10 protein-coding genes are annotated in these 13775 nt (G+C 59.9%); 7 read left to right on the top strand and 3 right to left on the bottom strand.

Annotated elements, in window-relative coordinates; all coding sequences use genetic code 11:
* The 7 genes from AC3WMT_RS26940 to AC3WMT_RS26910 form a co-directional block, all read left to right on the top strand.
* Positions 1-1064, top strand: a 1064-nt coding sequence (locus AC3WMT_RS26940) for an efflux RND transporter periplasmic adaptor subunit (protein WP_103306202.1), incomplete at its 5' end; no start/stop codon positions are given.
* Positions 1061-4162, top strand: coding sequence for a multidrug efflux RND transporter permease subunit (locus tag AC3WMT_RS26935; protein ID WP_103306203.1), 3102 nt, complete (start codon positions 1061-1063; stop codon positions 4160-4162). The genes AC3WMT_RS26940 and AC3WMT_RS26935, both read left to right, overlap by 4 nt.
* Before the next feature lie 8 nt (positions 4163-4170).
* The gene (locus tag AC3WMT_RS26930; RefSeq protein WP_007916978.1) at positions 4171-4848 is read left to right on the top strand and encodes a heavy metal response regulator transcription factor; all 678 of its coding nucleotides are present in this window, start codon (positions 4171-4173) and stop codon (positions 4846-4848) included.
* Positions 4838-6202 (top strand): heavy metal sensor histidine kinase, encoded by a 1365-nt coding sequence (locus tag AC3WMT_RS26925; protein ID WP_103306204.1) that lies wholly within the window; start codon positions 4838-4840, stop codon positions 6200-6202. The genes AC3WMT_RS26930 and AC3WMT_RS26925 overlap by 11 nt, the downstream gene beginning before the upstream one ends.
* A gap of 441 nt (positions 6203-6643) precedes the next feature.
* Positions 6644-6865: a hypothetical protein gene (locus AC3WMT_RS26920; RefSeq protein WP_103306206.1), complete on the top strand. Its 222-nt coding sequence runs from the start codon at positions 6644-6646 to the stop codon at positions 6863-6865.
* A gap of 193 nt (positions 6866-7058) precedes the next feature.
* Positions 7059-8375: an OprD family porin gene (locus tag AC3WMT_RS26915; RefSeq protein ID WP_103306207.1), complete on the top strand. Its 1317-nt coding sequence runs from the start codon at positions 7059-7061 to the stop codon at positions 8373-8375.
* A gap of 133 nt (positions 8376-8508) precedes the next feature.
* Entirely contained in the window at positions 8509-10017 is a 1509-nt protein-coding gene (locus tag AC3WMT_RS26910; RefSeq protein WP_103306208.1) for a sensor domain-containing diguanylate cyclase, read from the top strand.
* Between the two features lie 202 nt (positions 10018-10219).
* Here the strand turns inward: AC3WMT_RS26910 and lpxC are convergent, their stop codons facing one another.
* From lpxC to ftsA, 3 genes are all read right to left on the bottom strand, one after another.
* Entirely contained in the window at positions 10220-11131 is a 912-nt protein-coding gene (gene lpxC / locus AC3WMT_RS26905; RefSeq protein ID WP_103306209.1) for a UDP-3-O-acyl-N-acetylglucosamine deacetylase, read from the bottom strand.
* A 112-nt stretch (positions 11132-11243) separates the two neighbouring features.
* Positions 11244-12440, bottom strand: a complete 1197-nt coding sequence (gene ftsZ, locus AC3WMT_RS26900) for a cell division protein FtsZ (protein WP_016986475.1) — start codon at positions 12438-12440, stop codon at positions 11244-11246.
* A 67-nt stretch (positions 12441-12507) separates the two neighbouring features.
* Complete coding sequence (gene ftsA / locus AC3WMT_RS26895) at positions 12508-13767, bottom strand: cell division protein FtsA (RefSeq protein ID WP_103306210.1); 1260 nt, start codon at positions 13765-13767, stop codon at positions 12508-12510.
* Between the last annotated feature and the right edge of the window lie 8 nt (positions 13768-13775).

Genomic DNA, 13775 nt, shown 5'->3' with positions numbered 1-13775 from the left:
TCGCCACCCCCACCGCCATCCCCGTGCGAGTCATCGCGGTCAGCGCAAAAGACGTCCCCCGCTACACCAGCGGCATCGGCTCCGTACTCTCATTACACAGCGTCGTCGTGCGCCCACAGATCGACGGCATCCTCACCAAAATCCTCGTCAAGGAAGGCCAACTCGTCAAAGCAGGCGACCTGCTGGCCACCATCGACGACCGCTCCATCCGCGCCAACCTCGACCAGACCCGCGCGCAACTGGGCGAAAGCCAGGCACAACTGCAAGTCGCCCTGGTCAACCTCAAACGCTACAAACTGCTCAGCGTCGACGACGGCGTATCCAAACAGACCTACGACCAGCAACAAGCCCTGGTCAACCAACTCAAAGCCACCGCCCAAGGCAACCAGGCCTCGATCGACGCCGCGCAGGTACAACTTTCCTACACGCAGATCCGCTCCCCGGTCACCGGCCGCGTCGGTATTCGCACAGTCGACGAAGGCAACTTCCTGCGCATGACCGACACCGCCGGCCTGTTCACCGTCACCCAGATCGACCCGATCGCCGTGGAATTCTCCCTGCCGCAACAAATGCTCCCGACCCTGCAGGGACTGATCAACGACCCACAGCGCGCACAGGTCAAAGCCTACATCGGCGCCGATACCGACGGCGAAACCGGCAACCTGCTCGGCGAAGGCCACCTGACCCTGATCGACAACCAGATCAACGCCAACACCGGCACCATTCGCGCCAAAGCCGAATTCGACAATGCCAGCCAAAAGCTCTGGCCCGGCCTGCTGGTCACGGTAAAAATTCAGACAGCCCTCGACAAAGATGCATTGGTCGTACCGCCCACCGTCGTACAACGCGGCCTCGACCAGCACTTCGTTTACCGGGTCAACGGCGACAAGGTCGAAGCCGTGCAAGTGCAGATGGTTTACCAAGGCAGTGGCCAGGACATCATCAAAGGCGTGAAGGCCGGTGACGTATTGGTCACTGACGGCCAGTCGCGGCTCAAACCCGGTTCCACCGTGCAAGTCATGAGTGAGCCGCCGCAAGTGGTGCAGTCGGAGCCGAAACCATGAAGGCGCACAAAGGCGTCTCCACCTGGTGCATCAATCACCCGGTCGCGACGATTCTGCTGACCATTGCCCTGGTATTGGTCGGCGCGATTGCCTTCCCGCGCTTGCCGATTGCCCCACTGCCGGAAGCGGAATTTCCTACGATTCAGGTCTCCGCGCAGTTACCCGGCGCCAGCCCCGACACCATGGCCTCGTCCGTGGCCACGCCGCTGGAGGTGCAATTCAGCGCCATCCCCGGCATGACCCAGATGACCTCCAGCAGCGCCTTGGGCTCAACCCTGCTAACCCTGCAATTCACCCTCGACAAGAGCATCGACACCGCCGCCCAGGAAGTGCAAGCGGCGATCAACACCGCCGCCGGCAAACTGCCCAAAGACATGCCGACGCTGCCGACCTGGAAGAAGGTCAACCCGGCCGACAGCCCGGTGCTGATCCTCAGTGTCAGCTCGACGCAGATGCCCGGCACCGAACTCAGCGATCTGGTGGAAACCCTGCTGTCCCGTCAGATCAGTCAGATCGACGGCGTAGGCCAAATCAACATCACCGGTCAGCAACGTCCGGCGATTCGTGTGCAGGCTTCAGCGGACAAACTGGCCGCCATCGGCCTGACCCTCGCCGACATTCGTCTGGCGATCCAGCAGACCAGCCTCAACCTGGCCAAAGGTGCGCTGTACGGCGAATCGAGTATCTCGACACTGTCGACCAACGACCAATTGTTCCACCCCGAGGACTACAGCCAACTCATCGTTTCCTACAAGGACGGTGCCCCGGTTCACTTGCGTGATGTCGCCAAAGTCGTCAACGGTTCGGAAGACGCCTACGTGCAAGCCTGGGCCGGTGATCGCCCCGGAGTAAACCTGGTGATCTCGCGCCAGCCCGGCGCCAACATCGTCGAGACCGTAGACCGCATTCAAGCCGCCCTGCCCGGCCTCGAAGCCATGCTGCCCGCGTCGGTGGAGGTGAAAACCCTGATCGACCGCACCCAGACCATCCGCGCCTCGCTGCACGAGGTCGAGATTACCCTGTTGATCGCGATCCTGTTGGTGGTGGCAGTGATGGCGCTGTTCCTGCGTCAGTTGTCGGCAACGCTGATTGTCTCAGCGGTGCTGGGTGTTTCGCTGGTCGCCAGTTTTGCCTTGATGTACATCCTCGGTTTCAGCCTGAATAACCTGACGCTGGTAGCCATCGTGGTGGCCGTGGGGTTTGTGGTCGACGATGCGATTGTGGTGGTGGAGAACATCCACCGGCATCTGGAGGCTGGCGACGACATGCGCGAGGCCGCGATCAAGGGTGCAGGCGAAATCGGCTTCACCGTGGTCTCGATCAGTTTCTCGCTGGTGGCAGCGTTTATTCCGCTGCTGTTCATGGGCGGCGTGGTCGGACGGTTGTTCAAGGAATTCGCCCTGACCGCGACCTCGACCATCATGATTTCCGTGGTGGTTTCGCTGACGTTGGCGCCAACGCTGGCGGCGTTGTTCATGCGCAAACCGGTGCATCACGCCAGCGATAAACCGGGCTTCAGCGAACGCTTGCTCGGCTGGTACGAAAAAGGCCTGCGCCGCGCCCTCGCCCATCAGAAACTGATGATCGGCGTGTTCGGTTTGTCGCTGGCGTTGGCCATCACCGGTTACATCTTTATCCCGAAAGGGTTCTTCCCGGTGCAGGACACCGGTTTCGTCCTCGGCACCACCGAAGCTGCTGCGGATATTTCCTACGGCGACATGGTGAAAAAACACCTGGCGATGGCCGAAATCGTCGCCGCCGACCCGGCCGTGCAGGCGTTTTCCCATTCGGTGGGTGTGTCGGGCAGTAACCAGACCATCGCCAACGGCCGTTTCTGGATCGCTCTGAAAAAGCGCGGCGACCGCGACGTCAGCGCCAGTCAGTTCATTGACCGGATTCGTCCGCAGCTGATGAAAGTCCCCGGCATCGTGCTTTATCTGCGCGCCGGCCAGGACATCAACTTAAGCTCCGGCCCGAGCCGTGCGCAGTACCAATACGTACTGAAGAGCAACGACGGCGCGACCCTCGCCACCTGGACGCAACGCCTGACCGAAAAACTGCGCAGCAACCCGGCGTTCCGCGACATTTCCAACGACCTGCAACTGGGCGGCAGCATCACCCACATCAGCATCGACCGTAGCGCCGCCGCGCGTTTCGGCCTCACGGCAAGCGATGTCGATGAAGCGTTGTATGACGCCTTCGGTCAAAGGCAAATCAACGAGTTCCAGACTCAGGTCAACCAGTACAACGTGATTCTGGAACTGGACACCAAACAGCGCGGCAAGGCCGAAAGCCTCAACTACTTCTACCTGCGTTCGCCGCTGAGTGGCGAGATGGTGCCGCTGTCGGCGCTGGCCAAATTCGATGCGCCGACCATTGGCCCATTGTCCATCGCCCACGACGGCATGTTCCCGGCCGCCAACCTGTCGTTCAACCTCGCCCCCGGCGTGGCGCTGGGCGATGCGGTGATTCTGCTCAATCAGGCCAAGGCCGAAATCGGCATGCCGACCGCGATCAGCGGCAATTTCCAGGGGGCGGCGCAAGCTTTCCAGAGTTCGCTGGCCAGTCAGCCGTGGCTGATTCTGGCGGCGCTGGTGGCGGTGTACATCATTCTCGGCGTGCTTTACGAGAGCTTCGTGCATCCGCTGACGATCATCTCGACGCTGCCGGCGGCGGGTCTCGGTGCGGTGATCATGCTGTGGATCTGCGGTCAGGACTTTTCGATCATGGCGTTGATCGGGCTGGTGTTGCTGATCGGTATCGTCAAGAAGAACGGCATTCTGATGATCGACTTTGCCCTGGAAGCTCAGCGCAATCGCGGGTTGGCGCCACAGGATGCAATCTTCGAGGCGTGCCTGACGCGGTTCCGGCCGATCATCATGACCACCCTCGCTGCGTTGCTCGGCGCGCTGCCGCTGATGCTCGGCTATGGCACCGGCGCCGAACTGCGCCAGCCGCTGGGGATCGCGGTAGTCGGCGGTTTGCTGGTCAGCCAGATGCTGACGCTGTTTACCACTCCGGTCATATACTTGTGGCTCGAGCGGCTGTTCCATCGGCCTAAGCCTGCGTCTGTAGCGACGCTGGCCACCACAGACTGAGGCGGGTCATGCGCGTTCTGATTATCGAAGACGAGGAAAAAACCGCGGACTATCTGCACCGTGGTCTGACGGAACAGGGTTACACCGTGGATCTGGCCCGCGACGGCGTCGAAGGCCTGCATCTGGCGCTGGAAAGCGACTACGCGGTGATCGTCCTCGACGTCATGCTGCCGGGCCTTGATGGCTTCGGCGTGTTGCGCGCGTTGCGGGCGCGCAAGCAAACCCCGGTGATCATGCTCACCGCTCGCGAACGGGTCGAAGACCGGATCAAGGGCCTGCGTGATGGCGCCGACGATTACCTCGGCAAACCGTTTTCCTTCCTTGAACTGGTCGCACGCCTGCAAGCGCTGACCCGCCGCAGCGGCGGCCATGAGCCGGTGCAAGTGAGCATTGCCGACCTGTGGATAGATTTGATCAGTCGTAAAGCTACCCGCGCCGGCACGCGGCTGGATCTGACCGCGAAAGAGTTTTCCCTGCTCAGCGTATTGGCGCGGCGTCAGGGTGAAATCCTCTCGAAAACCGCCATCGCCGAGATGGTCTGGGACATCAATTTCGACAGCGACGCCAACGTCGTCGAAGTCGCGATCAAGCGCCTGCGCGCCAAGCTCGACGGGCCGTTCGACGAAAAACTGCTGCATACCATTCGCGGCATGGGTTATGTGCTGGAGAGCCGTGGTGTCCAGTAATTCGATTGCGCTGCGTCTCAGCGGGATGTTCACGCTGGTAGCGCTGCTGGTGTTTCTGTTGATCGGCGGCGCGCTGTATCAGCAGGTGGACAAAGGCTTGGGATTGTTGCCGGAAGCCGAGCTGGATGCGCGTTACAGCGTGCTTGAGTCAGCACTCAATCGCTTCGGCACACCCGAGCATTGGGTGAAGATCAACGCCAAGTTGAAGCTGCTCGGCGAAGAGGACAAGCGCATTCGTTTCTGGGTGGTGAGTGGTGATCCGGGTTACGAATATGGTCAGCCGGACGCCGCGATCCGTGCCTTCGCCAAAGGCCCGCTGGGCATGCATGACCTGCAGTTGGCCGACCACCCTTATCCGCTGAAAGTGTTGTTGACCGAGTTGCCGGCCAAGGATCAGCGCCCACCGCTGCGTTTCATGATCGGCATCGACACCGAGACCTTCCACGAGACTCAACACAATCTGCTGATCGCGCTGATCGGCCTGGCGATTGCCGGTGTGCTGATGGCTTCGGCGCTGGGCTATTGGGTCGCGCGGATTGGCTTGAAACCGTTGATCAAACTGTCCCACGAAGCGCAACGCCTGGCGCCGCCGCTGCGGGCCGGGCGCTTGCGTTTGTCGCCTCTGCCGCCGGAGCTAGAGCAGTTCGTCGACTCGTTCAACTCGACGCTGGAGCGGGTCGAACAAGCCTATTCGCGGCTGGAATCATTCAACGCCGACGTCGCCCATGAACTGCGTTCGCCGCTGACCAATCTGATCGGCCAGACTCAGGTGGCGCTGACCCGTGGGCGCTCGGCTGAACACTACTTCGAAGTGCTGCAATCCAATCTCGAAGAGCTGGAACGGCTGCGTTCGATCATCAACGACATGCTGTTTTTGGCCAGTGCCGATCAGGGCAACAAGGCCACCAAACTGACCTCGACGTCGCTGGCCGATGAGGTGGCAACCACGCTGGAATACCTGGATTTCATTCTCGAAGACGCGCAGGTTCAGGTGCAGGTCAGCGGCGATGCGCAGGTGCAGATCGAGGTTGCGCATTTGCGCCGGGCGTTAATCAATTTGTTGAGTAACGCTGTGCAGCACACGGCACCGGGCCAGGTCATCGAAGTGCGGATCGAGATCGAGGAACATCAGGTGAGTATCGGCGTGGCCAACCCCGGCTCGCCGATTGCCAATGAGCATTTGCCACGCTTGTTCGAGCGGTTTTATCGGGTGGATGCGTCGCGCAGTAACAGTGGCAATAACCACGGGTTGGGGCTGGCGATCGTCAAGGCGATTGCGCTGATGCACGGTGGGGATGTGTTTGTGAAGAGTGATCGGGGGATGAATACGTTCGGCATCCACCTTCCCGTCTAACTCTCCCGCACCGCTCGTTCCCTCGCTCCGCGTGGGAATGCAGCCGGGGACGCTCTGCGTCCTTCCAAAGCCGAACGCGGAGCGTCCGATGAGACATTCCCACGCAGAGCGTGGGAACGATCAAAAACCCCATGTGGCAGGGAGCTTTTGTGGTGAGGGGATTTATCCCCGATGGGCTGCGAAGCGGCCCCAAAACCAGCGATCGCGATCTTTCTGACACAACATGCACACAGAATTCAGGACTGCTTCGCAGTCCATCGGGGATAAATCCCCTCGCCACAGATAAATCCCCTCGCCAAAAGTGTCTCTGCACCTGCGGGAATGTGTGATCTTTGCTTCTGCTGCAACAGTCATTTATGAAAATCACGCTGTTTCCCAACGCCCGGCAACCTTATCTTTGCCCGCACCAAACAGCACTTGCCAAGCAAGAAGGTTTTCAGAATGTCCAACAGTATGGGTATTGCCAGCGCTTTCGTTTTGTCCTCATTGATCCTGTCGCCGATGGCGATGGCTGAAGAGTCCCACGCCTTCGTTGCGCAAAACAGCGCACGGGCGCAGGCGTACGATCAGCATCAGGCTGAAATGATGGCCAAGGCCAAAGACGCGACGCAGGCACCTCAAGCTGCCGCCACCCAGGCTCAAGCGTCCGAGAAAGACAGCTGAGTCACGCCCCGCACCGTTTCCCTCGACGCGGTTGTTTGGCTCTTCCCGTTCAACCGTCGTCATTCCAGGCCGCTGATTTTCAGCGGCCTTTTTTCGTTGTGGTCTGAAAGCTGTTTGGTGCGTCTTTTACAACAAGAAACATCTCGTGCCTCAAGCCAATGAGGCGCCGCTGACCCAAGGAGCTTTACCGCACGTGCGTTACCCAGTCCGCTTCACTCCGCTGTTCATTGCAATTGCCGCAACGATTGCCCCTTCCGTTCACGCCGACGAACCGGCGCAAGAAGGTTTCGTCGCAGGCTCGAGCCTCAACCTTAACGCCCGCAACTACTACATGAATCGTAACCGCTTGCAGAAAGCGGACGACAACATCGAGTGGGGCCAGGGTTTTCTCGGGATCTTCCAGTCGGGTTACACCGAAGGCACGGTCGGTTTCGGCATTGATGCCCATGCGATGCTCGGGCTGAAACTCGATGGTGGTGGCGGCACGGACGGCTCCAGCATCCTGCCGATCAGCGATGGCAACGGTAAAGCGCCGGGGTCGTTCTCGACAGCAGGCGGTACGCTGAAAATACGTGCGTTCGACACTGAGCTGAAGGCCGGTGACCTGTTCCTGACCAATCCGGTGATTGCCGGCGGTGACAGCCGCATGCTGCCGCAGACCTTTCGCGGTGTCAGTCTGACCAACCACAGCTTCGACGGCTGGTTGATCGAAGGCGGCCAGGCCAGTTTCACCAAGCCGTACAACCAGAGCGGTCACACGCGCATCGGCACCTCGTACGGGACGTTGGCCGATGGCGACGAGAGCCAGCACCTGAACTGGGCCGGCGTCGCCTGGAGCGGTGTCGAAGGTCTGACCAGCAGCCTCTACGCCTCCGAGCTCAAGGACATCTGGAACCAGTACTACTACGACCTCGACTACACTTGGCAGTTGAACGACCTGATCAGCCTCAACCCGGGCCTGCACTTCTATCACACCCAGGACACCGGCGATGCGCTGCTGGGCAATATCGACAACAACACCTACAGCCTGCATTTCACCGTCGGCATCGGCAGCCACAGCGTGACCGCCGCGTACCAGCGGGTCAACGGCAATACACCGTTCGACTACATCAGTCAGGGCGACAGCGTTTACCTCGACAACTCGCAGCAATACTCGGACTTCAACGGTCCGAACGAGCGTTCGTGGAAACTCAAGTACGCCTATGACTTTGCCGGTCTAGGTGTACCGGGGCTGACCTCGGCGGTGTCCTACTCGCGCGGCACGGTTGACCTGACCAAGGTCGACCCGGACAGCAAGGGCTACGCCAACTGGTACAGTGCCGATGGACGCAACGCCAAGCACTGGGAACGCGACCTCGACTTGAAGTACGTGGTGCAGAGCGGTCAGGCCAAAGATCTGGCCGTGCGCCTGCAATGGGCCACCAACCGCGGCGGTAACGGTTATGGCGTGATCGATTCAGACACCGACGAATACCGCGTGATCATCGACTACCCGATCAACGTCTTCTAAGCTGTGGCGAGGGGATTTATCCCCGATGGGGCGCGCAGCGCCCCCCTGTCTTCACTGAAAAATCAGGGCCGCTGCGCAGCCCATCGGGGATAAATCCCCTCACCACACAAATCCCCCAACCGATAACTCCATCATGATCGCGAGCCGTACCCCACCTGTTGCGGGCAAGACCGGACGCCCCGAGCTGCTGCTGATCTCCGGCAGCCTGCTGAGCGTGATCGCGATCGTGTGCATCGTCACTTTCCTGTTGATTCGTGAGCACGCCAGCGCTCAGGAGTCGGCCACCCGCAGCGCCACCACTATTGCCCAGTTGATCGACGCAGACGTGTTGCGCACCGTCGAGCTGTACGACCTGACACTGCAAGGCCTGATTGCTGCCTCGCAGCGCGATGACTTGCGCGACGTTACCCCACAGATCCGCCATCTGGCGCTGTTCGACCGCTCGACCACCGCGCGCTTCAAGGGCGACATCCTGTTGCTCGACAAGCACGGCGATGTGGTCGCTGACTCCTCGCGGATCGAGCCAAAACCCGGCAATTTCGCCGACCGCGACTACTTTCTCGCGCACGCCTTCAACCGTGACGTCGGCATGTTCATCAGCCGCCCGTTCAAGACCCGCTGCGACTGCGATGAAGCCAACCAGTGGCGCATCAGCTTCAGCCGGCGCATATCCACGGAAACCGGTGAGTTCGCCGGCGTGGCCGTGGCGTCGCTGAAGCTCGACTACTTCGACCAGTTGTTCAACAGCCTCGATATCGGCAACGACAGTACCCTGAACATCATCGACAACGACGGCATCCTGCTCGCGCAGAAGCCGTATCTGCAAAGCGACTCCATTGGCAAAAGCTTCGGTAACCGGCCCAACGTGGTGCGAATTCTGCGCGACAGTGATGGCAATGGCAGCTTCAACAGCGTTTCCAGCATCGATCATCAGCAACGTCTCTACACCTATTCGAGGGTGGGCAACTTACCGCTGACGGTGATCGTCGCGTTGTCCAGCGACGAGGTGTTCGGCACCTGGCGGCGCACGGCATTGTTGATCAGTGGTGCGACCGGCGTGCTGTGCCTCGGCCTGCTCTGGCTCACATGGCTGCTCGCCCGGGAACTGCGCTTGCGCCAGCGCGCCGAGCACGAACTGGCGCAACTGGCGGCAACCGATGCACTGACCGGCGTGGCCAATCGGCGGATGCTCGATCAATCACTGCGCCACGAATGGTTCCGCGCCCAGCGCTCGGGTAAACCGCTGTCGGTGATGATGATTGATGCCGATCACTTCAAGGCCTTCAACGATCTGCATGGGCATCAGGCCGGCGATCACGCATTGAAGCGGCTGGCCCAGGTCATTACCGAGAATGTGCGGCGACCGGCGGATCTGGTCGCACGTTATGGTGGTGAGGAGTTTTCGGTGATTCTGGCGGAGACCGACAGCCACGGTGCGCAGCAGATTGCCGAGCATATTCGCCAGGCGGTGGAGCAACTGCCATTGGTTGACGGGGCTGAGCTGCCGATGACCGTGAGTATTGGCATCGCTACGTGGACAGCGACGAGTGAGATGAAGCTGGAGCAGTTGTTGTTTGCGGCGGACAAGGCGTTGTATCAGGCCAAGGAAGGTGGGCGTAATCGGGTGGTGGTGGCTGCCTGATTGATGTAGTGGCTTCAACGGTCCCATCGCTGGCAAGCCAGCTCCCACAGGGATTTTGGATGTATTGAAGATCTGTGAATAACCCGAAAATCTGTGGGAGCTGGCTTGCCAGCGATGGGGCCAGTAGAGGCAATACAAAAACCGCAGGCATAAAAAAAGGCCATCCGAGGATGGCCTTCAAAAAACTAGAGAGGTTTTTTACTTACACGGCCGCAACAGGGCGCATGTAAGAGATTGGTGCGGTGCTGGCGTCTTCGAACGTCACGACTTCCCACGCATCTGTCTGCTCAATCAACTTGCGCAGCAGCTGGTTGTTCAGTGCATGACCGGACTTGAAGCCTTTGAACTCACCAATCAGGCTGTTACCCAGCAGGTACAGGTCACCAATGGCATCGAGGATCTTGTGCTTCACGAATTCGTCTTCGTAGCGAAGACCGTCTTCGTTCAGTACACCATCGGCATCGACCACGATTGCGTTTTCAACGCTGCCGCCGAGTGCGAGGTTGTGCTTGCGCAGGTACTCGATATCACTCATGAAGCCGAAAGTACGCGCGCGGCTGACTTCTTTTACGAACGAAGTGCTGGAAAAATCCACGCTTGCACTTTGGGTGCGGTCCCGGAATACCGGGTGATCGAAATCGATCTCGAAGCTCACCTTGAATCCTTCGAAAGGGACGAAAGTGGCGCGCTTGTCGCCGTCTTCCACTGTCACTTCACGCAGGATGCGGATGAATTTCTTGGGGGCGTCCTGTTCTTCCAGGCCAGCCGATTGAATCAGGAATACGAAGGGTCCAGCGCTGCCATCCATGATCGGGACTTCGGACGCGGAGAGCTCGACGTAGGCGTTATCGATGCCCAGGCCAGCCATGGCCGAGAGCAAGTGCTCTACCGTGTCCACTTTGACGTCGCCATTGATCAGCGTCGTCGACATAGTGGTTTCACCGACGTTTTCCGCGCGGGCAGGAATCTGCACCACAGGGTCGAGGTCAGCGCGACAAAACACAATGCCAGTGTCGACAGGCGCAGGCTTGAGAGTCAGATAGACCTTCTCACCGGAGTGCAGGCCTACACCTGTGGCACGGATAATATTTTTCAGTGTGCGTTGTTTAATCATGGCTTGGGCCGCTTCAGCGCAAATTGCGAACTGGTATCAACAAAGGCTGGCGATGATAGCAGACCATGCCTTTGCTGAACACCAATCACCTTCATAGCCCTGATACATTCCATCAATCGGCCTGACGACGCAGGAATGCCGGGATGTCCAGGTAGTCCAGGTCATCTTGCGGATTCATCTTCGCGGCAGCCGCAGCACCGGCCTGAGCCTGGTTGCGCATGACGGTCGGACGGTCCAGATCACGGTAGTTCACCGCTGGCGCTTCCTGACGGGCCGGAGCCGGTTGCTGCACCTGAGCCGAAGCCATGGAGGTGTGAACGGTATTGTCGATAACCTTCACAGGCTTCTCGATTTTCGCGCCCAGACCAGTGGCAACCACGGTGACGTGCAGTTCGTCGCGCATGTCCGGATCGATAACGGTACCGACCTTGACCATCGCGTGTTCGGAAGCGAAGGCTTCGATGATGCTACCCACGTCGGAGTACTCACCCAGGGACAGGTCAGGACCGGCGGTGATGTTCACCAGAATGCCGCGTGCACCTTGCAGGTTCACGTCTTCCAGCAGCGGGTTGCGAATTGCAGCTTCAGTGGCTTCACGTGCACGGTTCGGACCGCTGGCGCAGCCAGTGCCCATCATCGCCATGCCCATTTCGCTCATCACGGTACGGACGTCGGCGAAGTCGACGTTGATCATGCCCGGACGCTTGATGATGTCGGAGATACCGCGAACGGCACCGGCCAGTACATCGTCTGCCTTGGCGAAAGCCGACAGCAGGCTTGCGTCTTTACCGAGGATGGTCAGCAGCTTCTCGTTGGGAATGGTGATCAACGAGTCGACGCTTTCGGAGAGCATGCGGATGCCTTCGTCGGCGATCTGCATACGCTTGCGGCCTTCGAACGGGAACGGACGGGTCACGACCGCAACGGTCAGGATGCCCATTTCCTTGGCCACTTCGGCGATGATCGGCGCAGCACCGGTACCGGTACCGCCGCCCATGCCGGTGGTGATGAACACCATGTTGGTGCCCTGCAGGACTTCGGCAATGCGCTCACGGTCTTCGAGAGCGGCCTGACGACCTACTTCAGGGTTTGCGCCAGCGCCGAGACCTTTGGTCACGCCGGTGCCCAGTTGCAGGATGGTCCGCGCGCCGATGTTTTTCAGCGCTTGAGCATCAGTGTTGGCGCAGATGAACTCAACGCCTTCGATGTTGCTCTTGACCATGTGATTGACAGCGTTGCCGCCGCCTCCGCCAACACCGATAACTTTGATTACCGGGCTTGCGGGGATGTTGTCTACGAGTTCGAACATTTTCCCTCTCCTTACATTCTCTAGTTTTTTCGCCTACTGCTTTTTGTTGCGGTGCTGCGGTAAATCTTTAGAAATTGCCCTGGACCCACTTTTTCAGTCGGTCGAGCAGCGGCGCCTGTGGCTCTTCGCTGCTGTAGCTGTCGCGGCTGCCGATGCCGGAGAACGAAACCCCGTCGGACTGCTTTTGCAGGCCGTACATCAACAAGCCAACGCCAGTGGAATAAATCGGGTTGCGTACCACGTCATCCAGACCTTTCACGCCATGCGGGACGCCAAGGCGTACCGGCATGTGGAAGATCTCTTCGGCCAACTCGGTGGCACCTTCCATCTTCGAAGTGCCGCCGGTCAGGACGATGCCGGCCGGGATCAGGTCTTCGTAGCCGCTGCGACGCAGTTCAGCCTGAATCAGGGTGAACAGTTCGTCATAACGCGGCTCGACCACTTCGGCCAAAGCCTGACGCGACAGTTCGCGCGGTGGGCGGTCGCCAACGCTTGGCACCTTGATGGTTTCGCCGGCACCGGCCAGTTTGGCCAAGGCGCAGGCGTAACGGATCTTGATCTCTTCGGCGTACTGGGTCGGGGTGCGCAACGCCATGGCGATGTCGTTGGTCACTTGATCACCGGCAATCGGGATCACCGCGGTGTGGCGGATCGCGCCTTCGGTGAAGATCGCGATGTCGGTGGTGCCGCCGCCGATGTCGACCAGGCACACGCCCAGTTCTTTCTCGTCATCGGTCAGTACCGAGTAGGCCGAGGCCAGTTGCTCGAGAATGATGTCGTCGATTTCCAGGCCGCAGCGACGCACGCATTTTTCAATGTTCTGCGCGGCGTTGACGGCGCAAGTCACTACGTGAACCTTGGCTTCAAGGCGCACGCCGGACATGCCCAGTGGCTCGCGAACGCCTTCCTGGTTATCGATCACGTAATCCTGCGGCAGGGTGTGCAGCACGCGCTGGTCAGCCGGGATCGCCACGGCCTGGGCGGCGTCGAGAACTCGCTCAAGGTCAGCCGAGCTGACTTCGCGATCACGGATCGCGACGATGCCGTGGGAGTTCAGGCTGCGGATGTGATTACCCGCCACGCCGACGAACGCCGAGTGAATGCGGCAGCCCGCCATCAGTTGGGCTTCTTCGATCGCGCGCTGGATCGATTGCACGGTGGACTCGATGTTGACCACCACGCCCTTCTTCAGGCCACGGGACGGATGGGTACCGATCCCGACGATTTCCAGCGAGCCGTCGTCGGAAACCTCGCCGACCAGCGCCACCACCTTGGAGGTGCCGATATCGAGACCGACGATCATTTTGCCGCTTTGCACGTTTGCCATGGGTCCTG

Source organism: Pseudomonas sp. FW305-7, assembly GCF_058786735.1.
This window is presented reverse-complemented; position numbering and strand designations above follow the sequence as displayed.

Excerpts from the sequence above, each read along its gene's own strand:
- ftsA (WP_103306210.1), bottom strand. The coding sequence starts at position 13,767 with ATGGCAAACGTGCAAAGCGGCAAAATGATCGTCGGTCTCGATATCGGC.
- AC3WMT_RS26920 (WP_103306206.1), top strand. The coding sequence starts at position 6,644 with ATGTCCAACAGTATGGGTATTGCCAGCGCTTTCGTTTTGTCCTCATTG.
- lpxC (WP_103306209.1), bottom strand. The coding sequence starts at position 11,131 with ATGATTAAACAACGCACACTGAAAAATATTATCCGTGCCACAGGTGTA.
- ftsZ (WP_016986475.1), bottom strand. The coding sequence starts at position 12,440 with ATGTTCGAACTCGTAGACAACATCCCCGCAAGCCCGGTAATCAAAGTT.
- AC3WMT_RS26930 (WP_007916978.1), top strand. The coding sequence starts at position 4,171 with ATGCGCGTTCTGATTATCGAAGACGAGGAAAAAACCGCGGACTATCTG.
- AC3WMT_RS26935 (WP_103306203.1), top strand. The coding sequence starts at position 1,061 with ATGAAGGCGCACAAAGGCGTCTCCACCTGGTGCATCAATCACCCGGTC.
- AC3WMT_RS26910 (WP_103306208.1), top strand. The coding sequence starts at position 8,509 with ATGATCGCGAGCCGTACCCCACCTGTTGCGGGCAAGACCGGACGCCCC.